The 25,452-nt window shown below is 66.0% G+C and carries 22 protein-coding genes; 10 read left to right on the plus strand and 12 right to left on the minus strand.

Annotated elements, in window-relative coordinates; all coding sequences use genetic code 11:
- From gspL to gspG, 6 genes are all read right to left on the minus strand, one after another.
- The coding region (gene gspL, locus AB4Y43_RS04695; RefSeq protein ID WP_368727195.1) for a type II secretion system protein GspL at positions 1-663 on the minus strand (663 nt) is incomplete at its 3' end.
- A 34-nt stretch (positions 664-697) separates the two neighbouring features.
- Positions 698-1,771 carry a type II secretion system minor pseudopilin GspK gene (gene gspK / locus AB4Y43_RS04700; RefSeq protein WP_368727134.1) on the minus strand — a complete coding sequence of 358 codons (1,074 nt, stop codon included), beginning with the start codon at positions 1,769-1,771 and terminating at the stop codon, positions 698-700.
- A gap of 53 nt (positions 1,772-1,824) precedes the next feature.
- On the minus strand, positions 1,825-2,508 hold the full coding sequence (locus AB4Y43_RS04705) for a type II secretion system protein J (protein WP_368727135.1): 684 nt from the start codon (positions 2,506-2,508) through the stop codon (positions 1,825-1,827).
- Positions 2,486-2,914 carry a type II secretion system minor pseudopilin GspI gene (gene gspI / locus AB4Y43_RS04710; protein WP_342949250.1) on the minus strand — a complete coding sequence of 143 codons (429 nt, stop codon included), beginning with the start codon at positions 2,912-2,914 and terminating at the stop codon, positions 2,486-2,488. The genes AB4Y43_RS04705 and gspI overlap by 23 nt, the downstream gene beginning before the upstream one ends.
- A gap of 13 nt (positions 2,915-2,927) precedes the next feature.
- Entirely contained in the window at positions 2,928-3,461 is a 534-nt protein-coding gene (locus AB4Y43_RS04715; RefSeq protein ID WP_083245239.1) for a GspH/FimT family pseudopilin, read from the minus strand.
- Positions 3,462-3,482: 21 nt separating this feature from the next.
- Positions 3,483-3,947, minus strand: a complete 465-nt coding sequence (gene gspG, locus AB4Y43_RS04720; RefSeq protein WP_069264508.1) for a type II secretion system major pseudopilin GspG — start codon at positions 3,945-3,947, stop codon at positions 3,483-3,485.
- 211 nt (positions 3,948-4,158) lie between these two features.
- Here gspG and AB4Y43_RS04725 point away from each other — a divergent pair, with 211 nt between their 5' ends.
- Positions 4,159-4,572, plus strand: a complete 414-nt coding sequence (locus tag AB4Y43_RS04725) for a hypothetical protein (protein WP_342949153.1) — start codon at positions 4,159-4,161, stop codon at positions 4,570-4,572.
- Between the two features lie 45 nt (positions 4,573-4,617).
- Here AB4Y43_RS04725 and gspF read toward each other — a convergent pair whose 3' ends face one another.
- From gspF to gspD, 3 genes are all read right to left on the minus strand, one after another.
- Positions 4,618-5,835: a type II secretion system inner membrane protein GspF gene (gene gspF, locus AB4Y43_RS04730; protein ID WP_028203270.1), complete on the minus strand. Its 1,218-nt coding sequence runs from the start codon at positions 5,833-5,835 to the stop codon at positions 4,618-4,620.
- 70 nt (positions 5,836-5,905) lie between these two features.
- A complete protein-coding gene (gene gspE / locus AB4Y43_RS04735) occupies positions 5,906-7,402 on the minus strand; it encodes a type II secretion system ATPase GspE (RefSeq protein ID WP_368603739.1) in 1,497 nt (498 codons plus the stop codon).
- On the minus strand, positions 7,399-9,735 hold the full coding sequence (gene gspD / locus AB4Y43_RS04740) for a type II secretion system secretin GspD (RefSeq protein ID WP_368727136.1): 2,337 nt from the start codon (positions 9,733-9,735) through the stop codon (positions 7,399-7,401). Before gspD ends, gspE begins: the two co-directional genes overlap by 4 nt.
- A 555-nt stretch (positions 9,736-10,290) precedes the next feature.
- Between gspD and AB4Y43_RS04745 the strand changes: the two genes are divergently transcribed.
- Positions 10,291-10,737, plus strand: a complete 447-nt coding sequence (locus tag AB4Y43_RS04745) for a lytic transglycosylase domain-containing protein (RefSeq protein ID WP_069264500.1) — start codon at positions 10,291-10,293, stop codon at positions 10,735-10,737.
- 176 nt (positions 10,738-10,913) lie between these two features.
- On the plus strand, positions 10,914-12,245 hold the full coding sequence (locus AB4Y43_RS04750; RefSeq protein WP_368727137.1) for a GTP-binding protein: 1,332 nt from the start codon (positions 10,914-10,916) through the stop codon (positions 12,243-12,245).
- Positions 12,246-12,378: 133 nt separating this feature from the next.
- On the opposite strand, the gene AB4Y43_RS04755 is transcribed toward AB4Y43_RS04750, so the two are convergent.
- Entirely contained in the window at positions 12,379-12,657 is a 279-nt protein-coding gene (locus AB4Y43_RS04755; protein WP_027815965.1) for an HU family DNA-binding protein, read from the minus strand.
- Between the two features lie 463 nt (positions 12,658-13,120).
- Here AB4Y43_RS04755 and mnmC point away from each other — a divergent pair, with 463 nt between their 5' ends.
- The 7 genes from mnmC (at position 13,121) to AB4Y43_RS04790 (ending at position 22,830) form a co-directional block, all read left to right on the plus strand.
- Positions 13,121-15,103, plus strand: a complete 1,983-nt coding sequence (mnmC, locus tag AB4Y43_RS04760) for a bifunctional tRNA (5-methylaminomethyl-2-thiouridine)(34)-methyltransferase MnmD/FAD-dependent 5-carboxymethylaminomethyl-2-thiouridine(34) oxidoreductase MnmC (RefSeq protein WP_368727138.1) — start codon at positions 13,121-13,123, stop codon at positions 15,101-15,103.
- A 927-nt stretch (positions 15,104-16,030) separates the two neighbouring features.
- Complete coding sequence (locus AB4Y43_RS04765; protein ID WP_069264496.1) at positions 16,031-17,236, plus strand: cation:proton antiporter; 1,206 nt, start codon at positions 16,031-16,033, stop codon at positions 17,234-17,236.
- A 55-nt stretch (positions 17,237-17,291) separates the two neighbouring features.
- The gene (locus AB4Y43_RS04770) at positions 17,292-18,407 is read left to right on the plus strand and encodes a YbdK family carboxylate-amine ligase (RefSeq protein WP_069264494.1); all 1,116 of its coding nucleotides are present in this window, start codon (positions 17,292-17,294) and stop codon (positions 18,405-18,407) included.
- A 776-nt stretch (positions 18,408-19,183) separates the two neighbouring features.
- Entirely contained in the window at positions 19,184-19,822 is a 639-nt protein-coding gene (locus AB4Y43_RS04775) for a MarR family winged helix-turn-helix transcriptional regulator (protein WP_069264492.1), read from the plus strand.
- 247 nt (positions 19,823-20,069) lie between these two features.
- Positions 20,070-20,798 (plus strand): glutamine amidotransferase, encoded by a 729-nt coding sequence (locus AB4Y43_RS04780; protein ID WP_342949157.1) that lies wholly within the window; start codon positions 20,070-20,072, stop codon positions 20,796-20,798.
- Between the two features lie 121 nt (positions 20,799-20,919).
- A complete protein-coding gene (locus tag AB4Y43_RS04785) occupies positions 20,920-22,032 on the plus strand; it encodes an NADH:flavin oxidoreductase/NADH oxidase (protein WP_368727139.1) in 1,113 nt (370 codons plus the stop codon).
- A 291-nt stretch (positions 22,033-22,323) separates the two neighbouring features.
- Positions 22,324-22,830: an SET domain-containing protein gene (locus AB4Y43_RS04790; protein WP_069264486.1), complete on the plus strand. Its 507-nt coding sequence runs from the start codon at positions 22,324-22,326 to the stop codon at positions 22,828-22,830.
- Between the two features lie 79 nt (positions 22,831-22,909).
- Here AB4Y43_RS04790 and AB4Y43_RS04795 read toward each other — a convergent pair whose 3' ends face one another.
- Both AB4Y43_RS04795 and AB4Y43_RS04800 read right to left on the minus strand, forming a co-directional pair.
- Positions 22,910-24,478 carry a sensor histidine kinase N-terminal domain-containing protein gene (locus AB4Y43_RS04795; RefSeq protein WP_342949159.1) on the minus strand — a complete coding sequence of 523 codons (1,569 nt, stop codon included), beginning with the start codon at positions 24,476-24,478 and terminating at the stop codon, positions 22,910-22,912.
- A 185-nt stretch (positions 24,479-24,663) separates the two neighbouring features.
- The gene (locus AB4Y43_RS04800; RefSeq protein WP_027815974.1) at positions 24,664-25,350 is read right to left on the minus strand and encodes a response regulator transcription factor; all 687 of its coding nucleotides are present in this window, start codon (positions 25,348-25,350) and stop codon (positions 24,664-24,666) included.
- Positions 25,351-25,452 lie beyond the last annotated feature (102 nt).

Raw genomic sequence — 25,452 nt, forward strand, 5'->3', positions numbered from 1 at the left:
CTGCCAGTTCGAGTTCGCCTCGCAGCCGTGGCGGCTCGACCGCGCGACGCCGGGCAGCAGCATGGGTGCAGTCGCGACGACATGGCCTAGCACGCATGCGGTCACGGGTTCGGGCGCGGGCGTCGCGGGAGTCCCGGGAGCCGCGGCGCCGGGCGCTGCCCCCGGCTCGGCGGGCTCGGCCGGCTCAGTCACCCGAACCTCCTGAACCGCTTCCACCGCCTGCGCGGCCGGCAGGCAGCGCGCCACCGGCACGGCGCGCAGATTGCGGTGCCCCGCGGCGGTGAAGCCTTCCAGCAGAAAGCGGAACCAGCCGCGATCGATGGCCGCCACCACCTGGCGGCCGTCGGCCAGGCGCTTGGGATCGAGTGCCAGATGGCAGGTCTGCGCATCCTGGATCAGATGATCCTCGACCACGTTCGGCAGCGCCTGACGCAACCGCGGCCCCTTGAGCGGGGGCACCGTAGCGGCGAGCGTGAGCAGGTCGCGCGCGGCGATCATCAGGATGGTGGCCGAGGCCTTCGGCAGCAGCCCGAGCGCCGAACGGCCCGCGCGTTGCGTGTTGCCCGCCTTGTCGAGCAGCACGAACGGCAGTTCCGGCAGCTGCCATTCCTGCGAGTGGACCGCCGGGTCGCGGGGCGGCATGAGGACGATCAGCGTGCTCAAACGCACCTCTTTTCGATGTTGGTCGGGGACGGATTCATGGTTCGTCGCGAACGCGCACGATGCGCGTCGTATGAGTGAGCGGGTCGCGCCAGACTAGCGTCGTGCGGTCCACCTCGGCGCGCTCGTGCTGCACGCGCCCATGGACGAGAAAATAACTCGTGTTGACGTCGATCTGCGTCGTGTCGATCGAGGCCTGCTTTACGCCTACGCCTTCGAGCGCGAGCTGCACGTCGCTCACGTTGCGGAAAAACACGCTCTGGCGACGCGCGACGAGGGCCTGCGCATTCGACAGGCTCATGCCCGTTACGACGGAGGCGATCACCTCGGCGCTCGCCGTGTTCATGTTCACGGGCGTCACGGTGGGCAGGATCGTCACGAACGGGCGCAGCCGCGCAACGGCGTCGGGCGTGAAGCCGGGCACGTCGAGCAGCGAATCGACGCTCGTCATCAGGAGCGGCGCGACGCCGCTGTTGTTGTCGCTGTCAGAGAGGCCCGGGTTGTCGGTGTAGTTGCCGCCGCCAGTCGAGCCGCCGCCGGCGAGCACCTCGGTTTGCGAGGTGCCGCTCGTCGTGGCGGTTTGCGTCTGGAAGCGCGTTGCGGAGTAGGAGAGGCCCGAGCGCAGGTACACCGCGGTGTTCTTGGCGAGTTGCTGGTCGATGCCGAGAATCTGCAGCAGGCGCGCGAACGCTTCGATTTCGGTCAGGTTCAGCTGCAGCGAGCCCGGCGCGTTGGACGCCACGAGATCGCGCAGATTGAAGCGCGACTGAGCGTCTTCGATCGAGCCCGAGAGCCAGGTGTCCGTGCCCTGTTGCGCGCGCGCCTCGCCGATCTGCCCGAGAAAGTCGGACAGGCGCGTCCTCGCGAGCGGCACGCCCCACGCGCCGCCCAGATACGTGATGCCCGCCGACGTATCCGCTTCGGAGCGCAGCACGAGGCGCGTCCAGTCGAGCGAGGCGCGCGCGATCCATTGCGCCTGCGCGAGCAGACGCTGATTCTCGATGCGGCGCAGCTGCACCTGCTGGCGCCACAACATGCCCGCGACGAGGATCGCCGACAGCGCCACGACGAGCAGCGCGCTGATGATGGCCGCGCCGCGCCGTGCGCGCATAGAGCGGCTGAATCGTCCGGTTCGCCGAGTGGAGGTTCGTTGTGTACGCAACGTCATTCCCCCACCATGAATACGCGGGTCACCGGCCGCTCGAGCGAATGCGAACCCACGCTCACCTGCACGCCCGTCACCGCGCGCGGCAACGGGGCGTTGCCGAGCTGCGGCACCTTGAGATCGTTGTTGTAGCCGCTCACCTGCGAGCGCACGTCCTGCATGTTCGCCGTCCAGCCTGTCTTCGGCACGTACAGGCGCGCGTTGATGACGTCCACGCCGCTCATCATCGGCAACGCGCCCCAGTTGTCGCCTTCGCCGCCGCGCAGCGCGCGCCGCAGCTCGCCGAGATTGGCAAGCGGGGGCGACGCATAGCGCACCACCTGGCCGCCCGACACGCGGTAACGCACCACTTGCATTCGCGGCGCGGCGCCCGGCGGCACCGCGAACGCGCGCACGACCTGCAGCGCGCCGCCGTCGAGCGAGATCGCGACGCCGCCCGCTTCGTCATCGGAGGTCGCTGCGCGCAAGTCGATGCGCATCTGGTCGAACATCTGCGCGAACACGCGTTCCTCAGCCATCGAGCGCGTGATGGTTTCGCGCCCGCGCACGATTTCGTCGAGGCCGCGCCACGAGAGGATCGCGACCACGGCCATGATGGCGATCGCCACGAGCAGCTCGATCAGCGTGAAGCCGCGCGCTGACGCGGCGACGCGCGCGCGGTCACAACGAGCGGTTCGTCTCATTGGCGAGCACCGTGACGAGTTGCGCGAGATTGCCGGAACGGCCGGGCGTCGTCACCGACACCTCCACGCGCCGGAAGACGGGGTTGGGCGTCGTCGCGACCTGCTGCGTGCAGGTCAGCCGCAGATTGCCCTGCGAGCAGTCGAAGCTGCTCTCGCCAAGGTCCGGCCACGCGTGCGCGAGACGCAGCTGCGCAAGCGTGTTGTCCGCACTCCAGCCCGCGAGCAGGCGGTCGTGCAGATCAGCCTCGCTCGCGGCGAGACTGCCCACAGCGCGCAACGACGCGGCCAGCGCAATCGCGATGATTGCGAGCGCAACCAATACCTCGATCATCGTGAAACCGCGCTCGCGCAGCGGGCGAGCCGGACGATTCACGCGGGCACCGTGGCCGCGCTTTCCCCCATGCATCGAGCGCCGCATCTCAGCGCACCTCGAAGCGGCCAGTGCCGGTGCCGACGATCGTCGCCTGGCCGGCTGCCGAAAAGAGCGTGACCTGCACCGGCACGTCCACGGCTTCCGTGCCGAAAATGAGCCGGTTGGCCTGCGTGTCGTCGCTGCCGGGGTAGGTGATCGCCACGCCGGTCACGCCGCCTTCCCAGTTGCGCGGGCCGAGCAGATCGTCGCGCAGCGGACGCCAGCCGTCCTCGGTATGGACGTCGAAGCGAAACCCGCCCGCGAGCGGCTGCCATGCAATGGGCCGGGCACGCACCTGTGCCTCGTCGCCGGCCGATTCGAACAGGAGCGCGAGCCGCTGCGCTTCTTCGTTCAGGTCGGTGCGCGGATTGCGCGTGAGCGTGAGCGAAGCGAGCGAGATGAGAATCCCCGCGATCAGCAGCACCACGAGCATTTCGAGCAGCGTGAAGCCCGCCGCGCGCGAACGCATGCCCGCGCGCGAATTGCGCGCGGTGCGTGTCGATCGGCGGTCCCGGCAAGGGACGAGGCGGCTCGGTTGCATGGCTACGCCGTGGCGGACGACTTACTGCCAGGACCCGACGTCGGCGTCGTTGCCCTCGCCGCCGGGTTTGCCATCGGCGCCGTAGCTGAATACGTCGATCTCGCCGTGCACGCCCGGGTTCAGGTATTGGTACGCGTTGCCCCACGGGTCGTTGGGCAGACGCTCCAGATAGCCGCCGTCCTTCCAGTTGTTCGGCACGGGCTCGGTGGTCGGCTTTTGCACCAGCGCCTGCAGCCCCTGGTCCTGGGTCGGATAGCGGCCGTTGTCGAGGCGATAGAGCTTCATCGCCTGCATGATCGTGCCGATGTCCTGGCGCGCGGCGACGCGGCGCGCTTCATCCGGACGGCTCATGATCTTCGGCACGATCAACGCGGCCAGAATGCCGAGAATCGCGATCACGACCATGATTTCGATGAGCGTGAAGCCGCGTTGGCGGCGCGCGCGCGTGACTTCGATTTCGGCACGGCGTTTGGCCCACATGGACATGAGTTCTTTCCTCCCTCGCTAGATATGGTTGCGGTGCACGCCTGTGCGCCGCGCTTCGTCCCGCCTGCGATCGGACCCGCCGCTTGTATCGGCCGTGTCCTCGCACGCATGACGGGTCATTGTAATGTCACACGATGACGCCTTTCCGACGCCTTGCGGGCATGGCAAACGCGTACATCAAAAATTTCATAAACCTTCGTACAATGAGCGCATGAGCCCACTGCAAATCCGCCTTCTTTCCCTCGCCGCGTTTGCGGTGTTCTGCGCCACGGCCACGTGGTGGACGATCACCCTCGCCACCAACCGCGCGGCGCCGGTGCAGGCCGCCGCCGCCCGGGTGCCGGTTTCGCTCGATCAGGCCGGCACGCTGTTCGGCGGCAGACTCGAGCGCAACCCGGTGCAGGACATTCACCTGTTCGGCATCCTCTCGCTCGCGCAGGGCGCAGCGGCCATCGTCAGCGTGGGCGGCGAACCCCCGCGGGCCATTTCGCTCGGCGGCCCGATCGACCAGAACTCCAAACTCTTCGAAGTGCGCCCCCGCTCGATCCTCATCGACCGCCACGGCGTGCACTCCGAAATCTTCCTGCCGCCCAACGCAGCCGGTCCCACCATCTACGTGCGCTGAGTTCGGCGCGCCTGCCTTCACGCGACTTCGTGTGGTTCGTACGCCTTACTGCACGAGGTTGTTCAGCTCGATGATCGGCAGCATCACCGCGAGCACGATCACGAGCACCACGCCCCCCATCGCGAGGATCAGGAGCGGCTCCAGCAGGCTCGTGAGGAACATCGTGCGCCGCTCGAGTTCGCGCGCCTCGCCTTCGGCCGCGCGGTCGAGCATGGTCGTTACATCGCCGGTCGCCTCGCCCGAGCGGATCAGGTGCACGAGCACGGGCGGAAACGTCTTCGTGTTGCCAAGCGCCCGAGACAGCGACGTGCCTTCGCGCACCCGCACGATGGCTTCGTCGATGTTCGTGCGCATCGCCTTGTTCGAGAGCGTTTCGCCGGCCGCCTGCAGCGCGCGCAGGATCGGCACGCCCGCCGCGCTCAGAATGCCGAGCGTGCTCGCAAAGCGCACCGTGTTGTAGCCGCGCACGAGCTTGCCCGCGAGCGGCGCGGTGAGCATCCAGCGGTCGAATGCGAGACGCGGGCCGGGCCGGCGCAAGGTAGAGCGCACGATCCACGCGACCACGGCCACGGCGATCAGCACCGCCCACCACCACTGCCGCACGAAGCCCGAGAGCGCCATCATCACGATGGTGAGCAAGGGCAGTTGCTGCTTCGTGCTCGCAAACACGTTCACCACCTGCGGCACCACGTAGCTGAGCAGGAACGTGACGATGCCGAACGCGATGATCGTGACGATCGTCGGGTACGTGAAGGCGAGCACGATCTTCTGCTTGAGCGCGTTGCGCTGCTCGATGTAGTCGGCCAGGCGCGACAGCACGATGCCGAGCTTGCCGGTATGCTCGCCCGCGGCCACGAGCGCACGGTAGATGTCCGGGAAGTCGCGCGGGTGCTGCTCGAGGGCGCTGGCGAGCGAATGGCCGCCGAGCACCTCGGCGCGAATGGCCGCCATCAGTTCGCGGATGTAGTCGCGCTCGGACTGCTCGGTGAGCACCGCAAGCGCCTCGCCGAGCGGCAGTCCCGCCACCAGCAGGCTCGCGAGCTGGCGCGTGAGGATCGCCTGCTCGCGCTGCGAGAGCTTGCGCCCGAGCGCGAGCCGTTGCTGGCGCGCGCCGCGGGTGCGGCTCGCGGCGGGTTCGACCACGAGCGGCGTGAGGCCCTGGCCGCGCAGCAGCGCACGCGCGCCGCGTGCACTGTCCGCGTCGAGCACGCCTTTTTGCGCTTTGCCCGTGGCATCGATGGCTTCGAAGCGAAATGCCGGCATGTTGCTGATCGCCCTCGCTTTTATTGAGCGTCCATCTGGTGGTTCATCGTGCGGCCCGTCGTGCGGCGCATTACGCGCCGCCCGTCACGCGCAGCACTTCCTCGAGCGAGGTCCTGCCCGCTTCGACCCAACGCTCGCCGTCTTCACGCAGCGTGCGCATGCCTTGCGCGCGGCCGGCCGCGAAGATCTCCGCATCGGCGGCATTGCGGTGGATGAGGGCGCGAATCGGCTCGTCGATGAGCAGCAGTTCGTACACGCCGCGCCGTCCCGCGTAGCCCGAATGGCCGCAGCGGTCGCATCCCACCGGATGCCAGCGCTTTCTGCCGTCGTCTTCCACGCGTTCTTCCTTGCACACGGGGCAGAGCTGGCGCACGAGTCGCTGCGCGAGCACGCCGAGCAGGGACGACGCGAGCAGATACGGCTCGACGCCCATGTCGGTCAGTCGCGTCACCGCCGAGGCGGCGTCGTTGGTATGGAGCGTGGCGAGCACGAGGTGGCCCGTAAGCGACGCCTGCACGGCGATCTGCGCGGTTTCGAGGTCGCGGATTTCACCGATCATGATGATGTCCGGATCCTGACGCAGGATCGAGCGCAACGCGCGCGCAAACGTCATGCCGATGCGCTCGTTCACCTGGGTTTGTCCGATGCCCGAAAGGTCGTACTCGATCGGGTCTTCCACGGTCATGATGTTGGTCGTAGCCGTTTCGAGCCGCGACATCGAGGCGTAGAGCGTGGTCGTCTTGCCCGAGCCCGTCGGGCCGGTCACGAGCACGATGCCGTGCGGCTTCGCGATCAGCTGGTCGAACTTGCCGAGCGTGTCGCCGGCCATGCCGAGCGCTTCGAGGTTCAGGCGCTGCGCGTCTTTTTCCAGCAGACGCAGCACCGCGCGCTCGCCGTGGCCCGTGGGCAGCGTGGACACGCGCACGTCCACCGGACGCCCGCCCACGCGCAGCGTGATGCGGCCGTCCTGCGGCAGGCGTTTCTCGGCGATGTCGAGCTGCGCCATGATCTTGATACGCGAGATCAGCGCGCCATGCAGCGCCTTCTTCGGGCGCACGACATCGCGCAGCGTGCCGTCCACGCGAAAGCGCACGACCGATGCATTCTCGAACGGCTCGATATGAATGTCCGATGCCTGCTCGCGCGCGGCCTGCGTGAGGAGCGCGTTGATCATGCGGATGATCGGCGCGTCGTCTTCGGACTCGAGCAGGTCTTCCACTTCGGGAATGTCCTGCATGAGGCGCGAGAGATCGACTTCGCCTTCCACTTCGCCCACCACCTGCGCGGCGCTGCCGTCCTGGCGCGCGTACGCCTGGTTGATGGCCTGCGCGAGTTCGTCGGCCGGTACGCGCACGAGCGCGAACGCGCCGAAGTTGCGCGCGACCTCGGCGATGGCGGCCTGCGAGGTGCGCTCGCTGATCCACACTTCGAGGCCTTCGGCGCGCTGCTGGGCGACCAGAATCTGGCCGCTGCGCGCAAAGCCGTACGGCACGAGGCGCGCGGCAAGCGGCGAGGGCGGCTCGCGGTCCGCTCCGCCGTTGGCCGCAGGCGCGTGCGGCGTGCTCACGGCTGCACCCGCGTGGTGGCAGGCGCCGCCTGTTGCACCGGCGTGGTTTCGACCGGCGCCGTTTGCACGGGTGCGGCGGGCTGCATTTGCACGGCGCTTGCCGGATTCGCGGGCGCCGCGGGCTGCACGCCCAGCGCCTGTTGACGCCGCATCTGGTCGAGGTCGAACAGGTTCAGCGCGGAGCCGCCCTGGCTCGGGCCGACCGGCATCGGCGGCACGACCGGGTCGTCGCGATCCTTGATCAGGTTGTTGTCGGACTTGTATGCGCCCGTCACGCCCTGGATATAGTCGTAGCGATTCGACGTGACCGCCTGCGCCGTGTCGCGGTCGTTGATGATCACCGGACGCAGGAACACCATCAGGTTGGTCTTCTCGCGGGTCTTGTTTTCCGAGCGGAACAGCTGGCCGATCCACGGAATGTCGCCGAGCAGCGGCACCTTGCTGTTGGCGACCTGGTAGTTGTCCTGCATCAGGCCACCGAGCACTATGATCTCGCCGTTGTCGGCCAGCACCGTGGACTGGATCGAACGCTTGGTGAATTCGGGGCCGGCGGGATTGGTCGTCGCGTTGGTCGTGCCCGTCACGATCGCCGAGTCTTCCGTGTACAGCTGCAGCTTCAGGATGCCGCCGTCGGTGATCTGCGGCTTGATGTGCAGCGTCAGGCCCACGTCCACACGATCGTAGGTGTTGAACGCCGTGCTCGCCGTGCCGCTCGTGAGGTTCGAATACGACCCCGTCTGGATCGGCACGTTCGTACCGACGACGATCTTCGCTTCCTGGTTGTCGAGCGTAATGAGGTTAGGCGTGGACAGCACGTTGGCGTCGGCGGTTTGCGAGAGCGCCTGCAGCAAGGCGCCGAGACCCCGCACACCGAAGATGTTCTTGATCCAGCCCACGTTCAAGCCCTGCTGGAGGCCGGAAGCCCCGAGCGCGCTTGCAAGGCCGCCGGTGCTGGCGTCGGCGGCCGCAGCGGCCGTCAGGTTGATGATGCTGTTGCCGCTGCCGGTGGAAAGATTGGTGCCGGCGTACAAATTGCCATTCGCCACCTGCCACTGAATGCCCAGGTTGGCGTTGGTGGTCGAGTTCAGTTCGACGATCAGCGCCTCGATATAGACCTGCGCGCGCCGCGCATCGAGCTGGTTGATCACGGCGCGCAGGTTGCGGTACACCGCGTCCGGCGCCGTGATGATCAGCGAGTTGGTCGCCGCGTCGGCCTGGATCATGCCGCCCGGCTGGTTCTCGTCGCCCTTGTCCTTGTCGCCGCCGAGGAACGGGGCTTCGTTGCTGCCGCCACCGCCGCTGCCATACGAACTGCCTCCGCCCAGCGAACTGCCCGACGACGTACCGCCGCTGAGCGAGCTCGACGGCAGCGGCGGCGTGCCGGAGGTGCCGGTCGACATGCCGCCGCCGCCGCCGCTGTTGCCTGCCTGGTTGAAGCCGTTCGCATTGCCGGACGACGACGTATCGTTGCCGCCCTTGCCGAGCATGCCGCGCAGCGTCTTGGCGAGCTGCGTGGCGTCGGCATTGCGCAGCGGCACGACGTGAATGTTGCCCGGCATGCTGGTCGGCGCGTCGAGCTGCTTCGAGAGCTGGACCGCCGAGGCCAGGCGTTGCGCATTCGAGGCGCGCAGCATCAGCGAATTGGTGCGCGGGTCGGCGATGACCGAAACCTTCAGCGACGGGTCCGAGGCGCCGATCGCGCCCGGGTCGAGCATCTTCGCGATTTGCGGCGCGATGTCGAGCGCATTGGCGTTGTGCAGTGGTACCACCTGCACCTGCTGGCCGGCGGCCGAGTCCACACCCGCGATGATCGAGGCGATGCGGCGCACGTTGTCCGCATAATCGGTCACGATGAGCGTGTTGTTGGCCGGGTAGGCGGCGATGGTGTTGTTCGGCGAGATCAGCGGGCGCAGCACCGGCAGCAGGTTGTTCGCCGACTCGTGTCTGAGTGTGAACACCTGGGTTACCACCTGGTCGCCACGCGCGGTCGGCGCGTTGCCCACGTAGGTCGGCACGCCCTGCAGCTTGGCGTCGGCTTCCGGCACGACCTTCAGGACGCCGTGATCCTGCACGAGCGCGAAGCCTTGCATGCGCAGCGCCGACTGCAGGGTCTTGAGCGCCTGGTCTTCAGGTACGGGGTTTTCGGAGACGAGATTGAGCTGCCCCTTCACGCGGGGATCGACGATGATCGTTTTGCCGGTGGCGGCGCCAATTGCCTTCGCCACCTGATCGATGTCGGCGTTGACAAAATTGAGCGTGACCTGCGCATAGGCAAGCTGTGCCGTAATCAGTCCGCTCACGAGCAGCGCCGTGGCGACGCGACGCAAAGCCATACGATTTCTTCTCATGGGTGTCTTATCGAAGCCAGCGGCAGACGCGCGCGGCTATTCGTCCTCGACGTACGGCTGTGGGGCCGATTCGCCTGTGCTTTCCTGACTAGTGCCGACGCCGGCTCTCCTCGGCCCGGACGTCCGTCAGTCAACAAAAGATGAAACAGTAGCAGTTTTTCGTGTCGAATTTGTCACAAAAAATGGCTCTCCGGGGAATTCTTCTAATCGCCGAGCCGCGCCAGCCGGTAATCCCAAGCTGTTTGTAAGCATGCATGCCTCGCGAGCGAGAGCGCGTGGACTTCAATTGGCTCGAAGCGCTGCGCCTTGTCTGAGCAGCCAGCTTGACGCGTCATCAGTGACCGGTATCATACGAGCGGCCCGAAGGATGGCCAACGCGCGTTTCCCCCTGTCTTTATGTGGGAATTCCCGCATTGCGCGCCAGAAATCAGACCGGCTCGCGAGAGATTGCGTCATTCTGCAGGCTGTGCCGTTCGTCTCCGGGCTTGTCCTTTTGCTTGTCTTTTGCTTGCCCTTTTGTCAGTTTCCGCGCGAGTCGCCATGCCTAACGTCTGGTCCGCTACGCTTGCCGCCGCCGTGGTGCTCGTCACCGCGAGCGTCAGCACGCTCGCGCACGCGGATTGTTTCGACGAGGCCGCGCGCTACCAGAAGGTCAATCCGCTGATCCTGCGCGCCATTGCCTGGCAGGAGTCGCACAACCGTCCCGACGCAGTACACAGGAATGCGAACGGTTCGATCGACTACGGCGTCATGCAGATCAATTCGGTGCATCTGCCCGTGCTCTCGCAGTACGGCATTTCGCAAAGCACGCTCATGGAGCCGTGCAAGAACGTCTATATCGCCGCGTGGCATCTGCGCCAGAAGATGAACAAGTACGGCAACACGTGGGCTGCCGTCGGCGCTTACCATTCCGAAACGCCGACGCTGCGCGACCTCTACGCGCAGCAGATCGCCGACATTCTACGCAAGTGGCATCTCATGCAATAGCGCGCTTGAGCGCATGCTGAGCGCTCACAGCATGCTCGCGCCCTGAATGCGGCGGCACGCGTGCCCTGCGTGGCGCGCGCGCATGGTGCAAAATGCTGGCTGACGCCGCACCCTTACGAGGATTTCGATCCTTTCGCGCGGCGCGCCTCCCGACTCACTTTCTGCACCAAACTGCGATGAACCAGCCGCCACTGCCCGTCACCGTGCTCTCGGGTTTTCTGGGCGCGGGCAAGACCACGCTGCTCAACCATATCCTGTCGAACCGCGCAGGCCTGCGCGTGGCGGTGATCGTCAACGACCTCGCCTCGGTGAACATCGACGCCGCGCTCGTGCGTGACGCCTCGGCACTCTCGCGCGTGGAAGAGCGCGTGGTCGAATTGTCGAACGGCTGCATTTGCTGCACGCTGCGCGACGACCTGCTCACCGAGATCCAGCGCCTCGCCGATCCGGCTCGCGCCGGCCAGCGCTTCGACGCCATCGTGATCGAATCGACCGGCGTGGCCGAGCCCATGCCGATCGCGGAAACCTTCACGTTCGCCGGCGACGACGGTATCGCGCTCGATGAATTCGCGCGTCTCGACACGATGGTCACCGTCGTCGACGCATTCAACTTCCTGCGCGACTACGCGAGCGCCGACCTGCTCGCGCAGCGCGGCGTGGCAGCGAGCGAGGAAGACGACCGCGCGATCGTCGAACTGCTCGTCGATCAGGTGGAGTTCTGCGACGTGCTCGTGCTCAACAAGGCCGACCTCGTAAGCGACGACGAACTCGCACGCCTGCAGCACATTCTCGCGCGCATCAATCCGCGCGCGGTGCAGGTGGTGAGCCGCTTCGGCAACGTGCCGCTCGAGGAGGTGATCAACACCGGCCGCTTCGATTTCGATGCGGCATCGAGCGCGCCGGGCTGGCTCGCCTCGCTGCACGAGCATGACCATTGCGAAGACCCGGCGCATTGCCACGATCCGGCGCATACGCCGCGCAGCGAAGCCGATGAATACGGCATCAGCAACTTCGTGTATCGCGCACGCCGCCCGTTTCATCCCGAGCGCTTCTGGGCGCTGCTCAACCAGGAATGGAAGGGTGTGCTGCGCTCGAAGGGTTTCTTCTGGCTCGCCACGCGCAACGACGTGACGGGCACGCTCTCGCAGGCGGGCGGCGTGTGTCGTCACGGTCCCGCGGGCACGTGGTGGGCGGCGCTGCCGCGCGAGGAATGGCCGCAGGACGCCGAACTCGAAAAGGAAATCGCCGCCGACTGGCAAGGCGATCTCGACGACCCGAGCGTCGGCGACCGCCGCCAGGAGTTGGTGATGATCGGCATCGATCTCGAGCGCGACGCGTGGCGCGCGAAGCTCGATGCATGCCTTCTCAACGATGCGGAATACGCGGCAGGACCCGAAGCGTGGCTGGGCTACGCCGACCCGTTCCCGTCGTGGGAGCTCGACGACGACGATCACGATCACGATCATGATCACGGCGATCACGACGAGATCGTCCACCGTCCCGCCTGACCGGAACGACGCGCTCAACGAACAACGGCGCCGCAAAAATGCGGCGCCGTTTGCTTTTTCGCCAGCGATGCATGCACCTCGCAGGCGAAAAAAAACCCGCCAGGGGCGGGTGTCAACTTAAAGCGGCAATGCCTTAGCGCTTGTTGACGGCGTCCTTGAACGCCTTGCCAGCCGTGAACTTGACGGTCTTGGCAGCGGGAATCTTGATGGTTTCGCCGGTCTTCGGGTTACGGCCCGTACGGGCTGCGCGCTTGCCCGAACCGAAGCTGCCGAAGCCGATCAGCTGAACCGCATCACCTTTCGACACAGCCTTCTTGACCACTTCGAGGAGCGTGTCCAGCGTCTCGCCGGTTTGTGCCTTGCTAGCGCCCGTCTGTGCTGCGACGGCGTCGATCAGTTCCTGTTTATTCATTGAGAAGTTCCTTTCTGTGTTTAGGTTGACACGAACAGCGCGAACGCGCCGATTATACGGACGCGTGCCGCGCCGTCGAGCAGCGACGGACCCGGAGCACCCCGGCGTTTTCGCGTTGCGGCGACTAGCGTGTGTCTGATGCCGCAACGTCCGTGCTGCCGCTTCCCTGGGCGGCGCTTGCTATGATAGCGCAGCGCAAACCCAATAACGACAAGGGTTTCGAAGATTTCGCGCGGGAAATGCGGGTTTTTTGGAGCTTGTAGACCTTTTTGGGGTGTCCACCACCGCAAATCCCCCCGCCTGTGACGTTTTTCCCGCCGCACGCGTTGCGCCGCGCCAACGCAGCATGCGCGCAAACGCCGGCCCGGCAAGCGTTTGCGGCAACGCGATCCGCCTTCGTCACACGCTTTTTCCAGCCGCGCTGCTTGTCCGTTTTCTCCTCACCTCTGGCTTCGCGTTCCTCATGACCGCCACCCTGACACCCGCCACGCTCGCCTTCCGGGAAGACGGCACGCCGTTTTCGCCCATCTATGGCGACGTTTATCACAGCACTGCCGGCGCATTCGCACAGGCTCAGGCCGTCTTTCTGAAAGGCAACGCGCTGCCGCAGCGCTGGCAAGACAGGCGGATCTTCACCGTGGTCGAAACCGGCTTCGGCATGGGCGTGAACTTTCTCGCCACGTGGTCGGCATGGCGCGACGACCCGGCGCGCTGCGAACGCCTGCATTTCGTTTCGGTGGAAAAGCATCCGTTCGCGCGCAACGACCTGAAAAGTGCGCTCGACGCAGTCGTTGCACACGCACGCGAAGCGCCGCTCGCGCACGAACTCGTGAACGCCTGGCCGATGCTCGTGCCGGGCACCCATCGCCTCGAATTCGAGGGCGGACGCGTCACGCTCACGCTCGCTTTCGGCGATGCACTCGAGGTATTTCCCAAAATGTGGATGCGCGCCGATGCGATCTACCTCGACGGCTTCGCTCCGGCGAAGAATCCCGACCTCTGGTCGCCGGTCGTTTTCAAGGCGCTCGCGCGCATCGCCGGCGAGGACGCCACCTTCGCGACCTGGAGCAGTTCGGGCGACGTCAAGCGCGCGCTGGAGCAAAACGGCTTCGAATTCCGCAAGGTGGAAGGCTTCAACGGCAAGTGGGCGATGCTGGTCGGACGCTTCGCGCCGCGCTGGCGCGTGCGCCGCTACGAGCCGCCGCTGCCGCTTGCGCTGCGCGAGCGGCACGCCGTCGTCGTGGGAGCGGGACTCGCCGGCTGCGCGCTCGTCGAGCGGCTGGCCGTGCGCGGCTGGCGTGTGACGCTCGTCGAACGCAACGCCGCGCCCGCGCTCGAGGCATCGGGCAATCCAGCCGGCGTGTTTCATCCGCTGATTTCGCGTGACGACAGCAGCGCGTCGCGCATCACGCGCGCCGGGTTTCTCTACGCGCTGCAACGCTGGGCCGCGCTCGAAGCCGCCGGCCACGCGCCCAGGCGCTCGCACGCCGGCTTGCTCCATCTCGCCACTGACGACGAATCGCGCGCCGTCGCCGCCGCGCTGGAATCGTTCGGCTATCCCGAAGAATTCGTGCGCGCCGTCACGCGCGAGCAAGCCCAGGCGCTGGCCGGCGTCGCGCTCAATCAGGGCGGGTGGTTCTATCCGCAGGGCGGCGCAATCGACCCGGCAACGCTCTGCCGCGCCCAATGCGCCTTCGCCGCCGCGCTGCCCAGCGCGCAGGTCGAGACACGTTTCGGTGTGCGTATCGGTCACATCGCACGTGCCGGCGAACAGGAATCCGGTGAATGGCAGGTGTTCGACGACGCCGGACGGCTCGTCGCCCAGGCAGCCGCGGTGATCTTCGCCAACGCCCAGGACGCCTCGCGCGCCGCCGCGCTCGCGCATGCGCCCACCCGCATCGTGCGCGGCCAGCTCACGCTCGTCGATCCCAGCCCGCTCGCGAACCTGCGCGTACCCGTGATCGGCGAGGGCTATGCGGTGCCGCTCGACGGCGGCGTTACGCTCGCGGGCGCCACCTACGAAGTCGACGACGCCGACGACGCGCTGCGCGCCGCCGGCCATACCGAGAACATCGAACGTGTCGCGCACATGCTTCCCGGGCTTGCCGCGGCCCAGCGCGAGGGCGAGCGCGATTTCGCGGGCCGCGTGGCGTTCCGCTGCGTCACCAGCGACCGCATGCCGATGCTCGGCCCGCTCGCCGACGAAGACGCCGCCCGCCGCGACGCCCCGCGTCTGGCCGGCGCATGGCCCCTCGACCTGCCGCGCGCAAGCGGCCTCTACGGCGCGTACGCGTTTGGCTCGCGCGGGCTCGTTTGGGCGGGACTGGGGGCGGAGCTGATCGCGTCCCAGCTGGAAGGCGAGCCCTGGCCGCTGGAGCGGGAACTTGCGGACCAGCTGGATCCGGCGCGCTTCCTCCAGCGCGCCTTGCGCCAGCGCAGTCTTTGATCGCGGGAAAGCGCCGCCCAGGTTATCCACGCCAATCTGTGGATAACCGCGCGAGTTGCCAGCGAATCGAGTGTGGAAGCGGTGTGGACGTAAACGGGGTAACTCAGCACGCCCCGTTCCAGGCCCAAAAGTTACTCTTCGAAGTGCGCATCGACCGCACATGCTTTGCGCGCGGTTGTGCGAACGCCAACTCCCGGATTCCTATCAGTAAACCCCGGTTATCCACAGGAAATCCAGGCCCTTGTTAACTTCTACTACGTATACATACGGTAAACAGTAAACCCCAAGCTAGCGCCGTCGGTGTCGGCAAGGACGATCCAGCCCGGGCTTGAAAAACCAGACGAAAGCCGCCCGGCCAGGCGGTCATTTTTTCCGCATACGTCGCCAAAAGCGCACAATGAGGACGCTATTACCGTCTTTGTCGATGCTTTCGATGCGGTGGGGCAATTGCAAAAAAGCTATGGCACAATCGCCGTTCTTTCCGCGTCAAATGCCGCAGCAGACGGTCGACGCATCCAAGGAACGGTTGCCCCTCATCCTGAATCTGAGTGCTCAGGGTAGACGGCAGCGTTCGTTCATCCAACGCGGGCGCAGCCACACCACACGCAAGCGCCCGTACCGGCTGTTCGCCGCACCACCATGTGCCGGCTGCTTTGTCGCAGCGTTTTGCCGCACGGTTCGTCCGCACTCGCCGCAGGAAGCGCGTATTCGCGCCAGCTCGCCCAATCGTCATATCGTCGGGCCGGCCGGCTGCATCGATTGGCGCAGCGCCAGGCGCAGAGCAAGCCGACAACGGACGGGGAGTAGAGGTGTCGTTCGCCTCGTGCGGCACGCGGCTTGCCTGTTAGCCGGTCGTATGTCGATCCAACGTCGGACAGCCGGATTCGATCCCACGCAAGATGTCGTTGCCAAGGAGAAGCCACCACGATGAAGTCGGCGTTTTCGTTTTTTCCCGCCTGGCCGTTGCAGCTCGACGGAATTTTCTGGGCCGGGCTCGCGCTGCTCGCCGCCGGTTTGTGCGGCGAGCTTTGTTATCGGGCGTGGCGCTTGCCGCGGATCTCGGGCTATGGGGTGATCGGGCTCATTGCCGGATCGGCCGGGTTCGGCGTGATCGACGCCGATGTCGGCACGGCCGCGCGGCCGTTGCTCGACGTCGCGCTCGGCCTGCTGCTGTTCGAACTGGGCAGCCGTCTCGACCTGCGCTGGATCCGCCGCAATCCCTGGCTCATCCTGTCGAGCCTTGCCGAGTCCTCGCTCACCTTCGTGCTCGTGCTCGCGGTGCTGCTGTTCCTTTCCGTGCCGACGATGATCGCGCTCGTCGTGTCGGCGATCGCCATGGCGACGTCGCCTGCCATGGTGATCCAGCTCAAGACTGAGCTGCGCGCAGAAGGCCAGGTCACGCAGCGCCTGCTCACGCTCACGGCGCTCAACAGCATGTATGCGGTGATCGTGGAAAAGCTCGCCTCGACCTGGCTGCATCAGGAGATGTACGGCAACGTGTTCGCGACGATCCTGCAGCCGCTTTATCTGCTGATCGGCTCGCTGATTCTCGCGTTCGTGCTCGCCCGTGCTTGCACGCTGTTTTACCGTCGGCTGAGCCCGCAGGACGAGCACTCGTTCGTCGCGCTCTTCGGCCTCGTGCTGCTGGCGATCGCCATTGCGCACCTGCTCAAGCTCTCGACGATCCTGAGCCTGCTTGCCGCGGGCATCATCGTGAAGAATCTGGAGCCGCGTCCGCAGCTGTGGCCGCAGCATTTCGGCACGGCCGGATGGCTGCTCACGGTGATTCTGTTCGTGCTCACGCTCACCGCCTTCGAGTGGCACGACATTCTCGTGGGCGGCGCGGCGGCGGCGGGGCTGATCGTCGCCCGTGTCGCGGCCAAGCTCGTCGGCGTGCTGATGTTCGCGAAGCCGAGCGGGCTGCACTGGAAGCAGGGTGTGGCGCTCGGCCTTGCCTTGACGCCGATGTCGGCACTCGCGCTGCTGCTCGTCGAGGACACCTACGAGCTCTATCCGACGTTCGATCCGCGCCTGCGCGCGATCATTCTTTGCTCGATCGTCGTGCTGCAGCTCTTCGGACCCTGGGTGGTCTATCGCGCGCTCGCGCTCGTCGGCGAACGCGGCGAAAAATGAATCTCGCGGCGCGCGCGGCCGGCGGCTTGCGCGCGACGCCCCGACAGGAAACGCCATGTCACTTGAAACGTTTGTCGATTCGAAGCCGTTTACGTTCGGCGTCGAACTCGAAATGCAGATCGTCAACACGCACGACTACGATCTGACCAAGGCGGGGAGCGACCTCATGCGCCTCGTCAAAGATCAGGAGATTCCGGGCAACATCACGCCCGAAATCACCGAAAGCATGATCGAACTCTCCACCGGCATCTGCACGAATCACGAGCAGGCTGTGGCCGATCTGCGCAAGATTCGCGACACGCTTGTCGCCGCGGCCGATCGTCTCAACGTCGGCCTGTGCGGCGGCGGTACCCACGCGTTCCAGCAATGGAGCGACCGGCGCATCGTCGATACGCCGCGCTTTCAGTATCTGTCCGAACTGTACGGCTACCTGGCGAAGCAGTTCACGGTGTTCGGCCAGCACGTGCATATCGGCTGCCCGGATGCGGACAGCGCGCTCTTCCTGCTGCACTCGCTTTCGCGCTTCATCCCGCATTTCATCGCGCTCTCGGCGTCGTCGCCCTATGTCCAGGGGGTGGACACCGGATTTCATTCGGCACGACTGAATTCCGTGTTCGCGTTTCCGCTGTCGGGCCGCGCGCCGTTCGTGCTGAGCTGGGAGGAGTTCAAGGAGTACTTCTCGAAGATGGTGCACACGGGCGTTGTCAACAGCATGAAAGACTTCTACTGGGACATCCGCCCGAAACCCGGCTTCGGTACGATCGAGGTGCGCGTGATGGACACGCCGCTTTCGGTGGAGCGCGCCGCCGCGATCGCCTGCTACATCCAGACGCTCGCGCGCCATCTGCTCACCGATCGACCGATCGCGCCGCTCGAGGACGACTACCTCGTGTACACGTTCAACCGATTCCAGGCGTGCCGCTTCGGCCTCGCCGGCACCTGCGTGAATCCGCAAACGGGCGAGCGCCGCACGATTTCCGAAGACATCCTCGAAACGCTGGACCGGATCGCCCCGCACGGCGAAGTGCTCGGCTCGACGCGCGCGCTCACCGAAATCGGCACGATCGCCCGTGCGCAGAACAACGACGCCACGTGGCTGCGCAGCGTGGTGGCCGAGGAAAAATCGCTGCATGAAGCGGTGCGCCAGCAGTGCCTGCGCTGGCGCGCCTGATGGGAATCGAAAAGAGGGAGCCGGCGGACAGACAGGACCACTGACCGATTTTTGCGGGGGGCAGGAGGTGTCGGAAGCACGCCCCGCGCCGGCAAAACAGGATGCAAGGGCAGCTTTCGGGCTGCCCTTCCTGCTTTGGGGGACCGGAAAACCGGTAGGCAGCGTGTGAAAAGCGGGCCAAAAAAGGGTTGCGTTGGTTCCGCACGCCACTTTTTTCGAGGTGCACGAAAATTTTTTTGCCGCCTTCGAGGTACCTGGGGGTTCTTATTTTTTTGACCTGGGTCCCGACATGGTCCATATTCAAGGACAAATAGCCCAGGCCTTTGTGGGTAACCTTCGTTTTCCCTGCAAACTCAATGGACTACGTAATGATTGGTTAGGCCCGATCGGGCAGATTCCAGTTGCGTTCGAGACAGAAATCCGCGATAACCTGCATGGGTCGCGGGGCGACGACGGCGAGCAGCGAGGAACCTGTACACAAGGCAATAGCGTGCTTATCAACGGGTTATCCACAATTCACGTTGGATAAGTTAGCTGTGCGATTTGCCGCTCTCGCATAGAATGTCGGTTTGCTGCACTGGCGTCGGGACTTGAAGGATGTTTTCGGGGCCTGCGGCAAGAAACATGACAGTGCAACGCATACGATGACGTATGCGAAGCAGGATTTTTTGAGATGGTGCGGCGCTCGGGGAACCGGGCGCCAGCGTTCCCACAGGCCGTCGGTCAAAGCGGCGGCTGACGATGCAGCGCAAGCTGCCAATAACCAGCGAAAGACTATGAGCGAAGGCGTATACGGAGAGCAGGCAGCCGGGCGGGTGACCCATAGCCTGCTGCGACTTAGCACGGCAATGCGGAGCCAGGCGTGGGACTGGGCCGAAGGGGCAGGCCTCACGCCTACCCAGGGCGAAATTCTCGTGCTGCTGATGCAGCGTAAGGGGCCGATGCGCCTCGGCGAGATCGCGCGTGAAACGGCCCTCACGGCCGCGACCACCAGCGATGCGGTGAGCACGCTCGAAACCAAGGGGCTCGTCGAAAAGCGCCGTGCGCTCGACGACGGCCGCGCGCTCGCGGTGCGTCTCACCTCGCGCGGCCGCACGGCGGCGAAAAAGGCCTCGCAGTGGCCCGACTTCCTGTCGAAGGCGGTCGGCACGCTGAAGGCGGACGAGCAGTCCACGCTGTATCGCTCGCTGCTCAAGACGGTTTATCTGCTCGAATCGCAGGAAACCAGCCCGCAGCACCGCATGTGCCTGACCTGCTCGCATTTCGAGCCGAGCAAGAACCCGAAGAAGACGCCGCATCACTGCCAGCTCCTGAATATCGACATGGCTGACACGGATCTGCGTCTCGATTGCTCGGTCTACGAACAGGCCGACGTGACGACCCAGAAGAAAAACTGGAAGATCTTCGCGGTTTAAGGCCGAAGCTGCGCCGCCGCCCCCATGCGGGCGGCGCGCGCAACGCATGTAATGCACGGTAATGCAAAGCACCGCGCGGTCGTTGGCGTGCGGACTTTGCGTGCATCAAACGCGTGCATGGCAATTTGCGTAGTTCTCGCAAGTATTTGCCACAAGTTTTTGTCACGACCGTTGGCGCAAACGTTCGCAGGCGCCGTGAAAAAGCGGTGACGTGCATGCCGTCCACAGCCGACCCGGGAATGTGCCGATGAATCGCGAAGTATTGGCTGTGCGCCATGTCTATTTCGAGGACCTCGGCAGCTTCGAGCGCGTGCTCGGCGACCGCGGCCGCCCCGTGCGCTACGTCGATGTCGGCTTCGCCCGCGTCGGCGCGCTCAATCCCTTGTCGGCGTCGCTCATGGTCGTGCTCGGTGGGCCGATCAACGCGTGCGACGATGCGCGCTATCCCACCCTCGTTCCCCTTGCCGCGATGATCGAAAAGCGCATCGCGGCGGGTCTGCCTACGCTCGGCATCTGCCTCGGCGCGCAGCTCATTGCGCGCGTGCTCGGGGCGCGCGTGTATGCGGGACCCCAGCCCGAGATCGGCTGGACGCCGCTCACGCTCACCGACGCCGGCCGCGCCTCGCCGCTGCAGCACCTCGACGGCGCGGCGACCTCCATGCTGCACTGGCATGGCGATACCTTCGATCTGCCGCAGGGCGCCACGCGGCTCGCTTCCACGCCGCTCTGCGAGAACCAGGCGTTTGCCTGGAGCGATAACGTGCTCGGCCTGCAATGCCACCCCGAAGTGCGCGCCGACCGCTTCGAGCCCTGGCTGATCGGTCATGCCGCCGAAATCGCCGGCGCGGGCGTGGACGTGAACGCGCTGCGCGACGACACGGCGCGCCACGGGCCGCTCCTCGAAGCGCAGGCGAGCCGCATGTTCGGCGAATGGCTCGATGCCGTCGACGCCCAGATGGCCGCGCGCCAACCCTGACGCGCGCCTGAACCGAGCCTGATCCACTTCGCGCCGGCGCACGCGTCGTGTGCCTTGTCGAACGCGTGAAAAAAGCGCGTGCTATTCTCGGACGCTTCTGCCAACCGTCCGGGGACCTCCCATGAGCAAGCTCTTCAGTCCGCTCGAACTGCGTGGCGTGACGCTCCCCAATCGCATCGTCGTTTCGCCGATGTGCCAGTACTCCGCCGAGCGCGGCGAAGCCAACGACTGGCACATGATCCATCTCGGCCACCTGGCGCTTTCGGGCGCCGCGATGCTCTGCATCGAAGCGACGGCCGTCGAACCGGACGGCCGCATCACGCCGGGCTGTCTCGGCCTGTGGGACGACGTGACCGAAGCCGCACTCGAGCCCGTGATCGCCGCTATCCGCCGCCACTCGCCGATCCGCATCGCCATGCAGATCTCGCACGCGGGTCGCAAGGCGTCGAGTCATGTGCCCTGGGAGGGCGGCCAGCTGATTCCGGTCGCCGACGGCGGGTGGCTGCCGCACGCGCCTTCGGCGCTCGCGCACAAGGAAGGCGAGGCGCCGCCGCTCGCACTCGACGTCGCGGGTCTGAATCGCGTGCGCGATGCGTTCGTGGCCACGGCGCGCCGCGCTGCGCGTCTTGGCATCGACGCCCTCGAAATCCACGCGGCGCACGGCTATTTGCTGCACCAATTTCTCTCGCCGATCGCGAACCAGCGCAGCGACGAATACGGCGGCTCGCGCGAAAACCGCATGCGCTTTCCGCTCGAAGTGTTCGACGCGGTGCGCGCCGAATTTCCTGCCGATCGCCCGATCGGCGTGCGCGTTTCGGCAACGGATTGGGTCGATGGCGGCTGGACTCCCGAGGACACCGTCGTCCTCGCGCAGGCGCTCAAGGCGCGCGGCGCGGACTGGATCGACGTGTCGTCGGGCGGCGTGTCGCCGCTGCAGAAGATTCCGCTCGAGCCCGGCTATCAGGTGCCGTTCGCGCGCAAGGTGAAGGCCGAAACGGGCATGACGACGATTGCGGTGGGCCTCATCACCGACGCTCTGCAGGCCAATCAGATCATCGAAGACGGCGAAGCCGACATGATCGCGATGGCGCGCGCGATGCTCTACGATCCGCGCTGGCCATGGCACGCCGCGGCGCAGCTCGGCGCGAGCGTAAGCGCGCCGCCGCAATACTGGCGCTCGCAACCGCGCGAGTTGAAGAAGCTGTTCGGCGAGACGACGCTCGGCCAGCGCTGAGACACGCTGCGCGTGGCGGTTTCACACGGCGCATATGGGTTGAACGAAAGAGGCGCGAGCGTGTACGATGCCGTCTGTGGCGCGCCGGGCGTCGCATGAGCGCGGCGCCCAATCGGCGCCGCGTTTGCGTACGGAGCGCGACGAGCCGGGATGCAAGGGCCGATGCAAGGCCAGGCAGACCGCCAGGCACGGCTTCATGAGAGAGCCGCGGGCGGCGCGCGGAGGGACAGGTTCCACGCCGCCTGTCATGACCGGGACAGTCTCCCCCAGTACTTCACAAGGATTCATTCAATGAGTGAACGCAGGATCGTCGTGCGCCAGTCGGGCGTGCACGGCAAGGGCGTGTTTGCGGCGGTCCCCATTGCGACCGGCGAACGACTGATCGAATACAAGGGCGAGCGCATCTCCTGGAAGGAAGCGCTGCGGCGTCATCCGCATAATCCTGACGAACCGAATCACACGTTCTATTTCGCGCTGGACGACGGTGACGTGATCGACGGCAAGGTGAAGGGCAACAGCGCGCGCTGGATCAATCATTCGTGCGCGCCGAATTGCGAAGCCGAGGAAATCGAAGGACACGTCTATATTCATGCACTGCGCGATATCGCTGAAGGCGAGGAGCTTTTCTACGACTACGGCCTCGTGATCGACGCGAAGCAGACGAAGAAGCTCAAACGCGAATACGAATGCCGATGCGGCGCCCGCAAGTGTCGCGGCACGATGCTCGCGCCGCCCGACGACGACAAGTCCGGGAAGGGCGCGAAAGCGTCGAAAGGCAAGAGCAAAAAGAAGAAGTAAACGGCGCAGCGCGCGTCGCACCGTATCAAGCATAAGGGCCGCATGAGCGGCCCTTGTCGTTTTCCCGGCACCTGGAGCGTCAGAGATCGATGCTCGCCTGGTGGCTCGGTTTCTTCTCGCGCGGCGCCTCGCCGGCCTCGACCGTATGCAGGTGGGCGGCCTCGAAGGCGGCGGCCTCCTTGCTGTCACTGCGGTCTTTGGCGTCCTTGCCGCCAGGGATGCCGCGATGCGCGAGCGGCACACGCACGATGAAACGCGCGCCGCCTTCGGGGGCATCTTCGTAATGCACACTTCCCCGGTGCAGCGTCATGATGTCGTGCACGATCGCGAGGCCCAAGCCCGCGCCGCTATCGACACCGCTTTCGCTCTGACCGTCGCCGCGGAAGAAGCGCTTGAAGAGATCCGCCTGCTGCGAAGCGGGCACGCCGCCGCCGTTGTCTTCCACGACGATCTCGGCCATCGGCACGCCGTCCGCGGAGGACTGCGAAACGGTGACGGTGATGCGCGCGCCTTCGAGACGCACGGGCGGCAAATACTTGAGCGCGTTGTCGAGCAGATTCGCGATGACCTCGTGCAGCAGCACGGGGTTGCCGCGCACCATCAACGGCGTGTCGTTTTCGGGATCGTCGAGGCGCTGGAAGCCGAGGTCGACGTGGCTCGCCAGCGCCCGCGGCACCCACTCGGCGCCTGTTTCGAAGGCGAGCGCGGCCATGTCGATATCGACGAAGCGCGCAGCCTGTTCACCCGGCTCCGCACGCGCGAGCGAAAGCAGTTGATTGGACAGACGCACCGCGCGGTCGGCGGCCGCACGCAGCTCGCGCACCGCGTCGGTGACCTTCTGCGGCTCGCGCGCGTTCACGGCCTGCTCGGCGTGCAGCTTCACCGCCGTGAGCGGCGTACGCAGCTGATGGGCGGCGTCGGCGATGAACTTGCGCTGCGCGTCGAGCGCGGTCTTCAGGCGTCCGAGCAGCGCGTTCAGCGCGCCCGTGAGCGGACGGATCTCGACGGGCACGTAGGTCTCGTCCACCGGTTCGAGGGACGTGTGAGTCTGGCGGTTGAGCGAGTCGGCGAGCGCGGTGAGCGGGTTGAGCTGCTGGTTGACCACGCGCCACACGATGACCCAGCCGGCGAGCAGCAGAAGCAGCAACGGCATCATGATCGCGACGAGAAACTCGGCCGCGATGCGAAAGCGATGGTGCACCGGCTGACCGACTTCCACGACGATCGGATTGCCATGCGCCTGCGGCACGCGCACCTGGGCGACACGCACGGTTACGCCCTGATAGATCGTTTCGAACACGTACGCATAGTGCATGCGGCGCACGTTGGTGCCCTGCAGCGGCAGGTCATGGTCGCCCGCGATTTCCGTTTCGCCGTTGCTGATGCGATAGACGAGGTCCTCGACGGGGTCGGAAAACATCGCCTGGGCGAGCGGTGGGACGATATTGGCAGCATCGTCGCCGGCGATCTGGATCTGCCGGGAGATGGCCGTGGCGAGGTCCGCGAGTGAGCGGTCGACCACGTGCTGCGTGTACTGCCAGGCGAGCCAATAGGCGATCAGGCCGCTCATCAGCGCGAGCAGCGAAAGCGGGGCGGCGAGGCGCCGTAGCAGCGTGCGCCGCAGGCTCGTTGCGGCAGGTGAGGGCATGATGGCTTCGGGGCGAATGATGAATCGTAGGTGCGGCGGCGTGCGCGGCACGGGACCGATCCATTGTACGCGGGCCGCGGGCGTGGCGGCTGATGCGCCAGTGAGACGCCAGAAGCCGGCGCTTACAAGCGCAAACGGCGGCGGATTGCTCCGCCGCCGCTGGCTGCCCAGGAAAACGAGGCGGATCAGGCCGCCTGGCGGATTTCCTGCAGCAGATAGCCGAAGCCGCGCACCGTGACGATCTCGACACGGCAGTTCTCCAGCTTCTTGCGCACCCGGTGCACGTAGACTTCGATCGCGGTGTCGCCGAGGTCGCCGCCGAAGTGCGTGAGGTGGTCCTGCAGCTGCGCCTTGCTCACCACGCGGCCGTGACGCAGCAGCAGCATTTCGAGCACCGCGAACTCACGCGGCGAGAGTTCGAGCGGCTTGTCGTCGTTGAAGATGCGGCGATCGACGCCCGACAGGCGCACGCCGCCGAGCGACACTTCGGGGCGCGGCACGTCGCCGTGCGGCCCGCTGCGGCGCATCACGGCGCGAATGCGCGCTTCGAGCTCGGCCGGTTCGAACGGCTTGAGCATGTAGTCGTCGGCGCCGGAATTCAGGCCCTGGACGCGGTCGTTCAGTTCGTCGCGCGCGGTGAGCACGATCACGGGCGTATGCCGGTTGCTCTGGCGAAAGCGCGAAAGCAGCGTCATGCCGTCGATGCCCGGCAGCCCCAGATCGAGGATCACGAGCTCATGGCGATTTTGCGTGAGGGCCTGTTCGGCGAAGATGCCGTCGTGGACCATGTCGACCGTAAAGCCGGCTTGTTCGAGGCTGGACTGGATACCGCGTGCGATAGGGCGGTCGTCTTCGATCAGAAGGAGTCGCATGGGATTCGCTCAAGTACAATGGGTTTAGCGTTCAGGCACGCAGTTCGCGAAGCGTCGCTTGCTGGTCTCGAGGCACAGCCCGACGGTTGCGCGATCACGATC

Source organism: Paraburkholderia sp. BR10872, assembly GCF_040965835.1.
Lineage (GTDB): Bacteria > Pseudomonadota > Gammaproteobacteria > Burkholderiales > Burkholderiaceae > Paraburkholderia > Paraburkholderia nodosa_A.

Coding starts and splice junctions, on each gene's coding strand:
- gspK (WP_368727134.1), bottom strand. CDS start 1,771: ATGCGCGCACGGCGCGGCGCGGCCATCATCAGCGCGCTGCTCGTCGTG.
- AB4Y43_RS04705 (WP_368727135.1), bottom strand. CDS start 2,508: ATGAGACGAACCGCTCGTTGTGACCGCGCGCGCGTCGCCGCGTCAGCG.
- gspI (WP_342949250.1), bottom strand. CDS start 2,914: ATGCATGGGGGAAAGCGCGGCCACGGTGCCCGCGTGAATCGTCCGGCT.
- AB4Y43_RS04715 (WP_083245239.1), bottom strand. CDS start 3,461: ATGCAACCGAGCCGCCTCGTCCCTTGCCGGGACCGCCGATCGACACGC.
- gspG (WP_069264508.1), bottom strand. CDS start 3,947: ATGTCCATGTGGGCCAAACGCCGTGCCGAAATCGAAGTCACGCGCGCG.
- AB4Y43_RS04725 (WP_342949153.1), top strand. CDS start 4,159: ATGAGCCCACTGCAAATCCGCCTTCTTTCCCTCGCCGCGTTTGCGGTG.
- gspF (WP_028203270.1), bottom strand. CDS start 5,835: ATGCCGGCATTTCGCTTCGAAGCCATCGATGCCACGGGCAAAGCGCAA.
- gspD (WP_368727136.1), bottom strand. CDS start 9,735: ATGGCTTTGCGTCGCGTCGCCACGGCGCTGCTCGTGAGCGGACTGATT.
- AB4Y43_RS04745 (WP_069264500.1), top strand. CDS start 10,291: ATGCCTAACGTCTGGTCCGCTACGCTTGCCGCCGCCGTGGTGCTCGTC.
- AB4Y43_RS04750 (WP_368727137.1), top strand. CDS start 10,914: ATGAACCAGCCGCCACTGCCCGTCACCGTGCTCTCGGGTTTTCTGGGC.
- AB4Y43_RS04755 (WP_027815965.1), bottom strand. CDS start 12,657: ATGAATAAACAGGAACTGATCGACGCCGTCGCAGCACAGACGGGCGCT.
- mnmC (WP_368727138.1), top strand. CDS start 13,121: ATGACCGCCACCCTGACACCCGCCACGCTCGCCTTCCGGGAAGACGGC.
- AB4Y43_RS04765 (WP_069264496.1), top strand. CDS start 16,031: ATGAAGTCGGCGTTTTCGTTTTTTCCCGCCTGGCCGTTGCAGCTCGAC.
- AB4Y43_RS04770 (WP_069264494.1), top strand. CDS start 17,292: ATGTCACTTGAAACGTTTGTCGATTCGAAGCCGTTTACGTTCGGCGTC.
- AB4Y43_RS04775 (WP_069264492.1), top strand. CDS start 19,184: ATGAGCGAAGGCGTATACGGAGAGCAGGCAGCCGGGCGGGTGACCCAT.
- AB4Y43_RS04780 (WP_342949157.1), top strand. CDS start 20,070: ATGAATCGCGAAGTATTGGCTGTGCGCCATGTCTATTTCGAGGACCTC.
- AB4Y43_RS04785 (WP_368727139.1), top strand. CDS start 20,920: ATGAGCAAGCTCTTCAGTCCGCTCGAACTGCGTGGCGTGACGCTCCCC.
- AB4Y43_RS04790 (WP_069264486.1), top strand. CDS start 22,324: ATGAGTGAACGCAGGATCGTCGTGCGCCAGTCGGGCGTGCACGGCAAG.
- AB4Y43_RS04795 (WP_342949159.1), bottom strand. CDS start 24,478: ATGCCCTCACCTGCCGCAACGAGCCTGCGGCGCACGCTGCTACGGCGC.
- AB4Y43_RS04800 (WP_027815974.1), bottom strand. CDS start 25,350: ATGCGACTCCTTCTGATCGAAGACGACCGCCCTATCGCACGCGGTATC.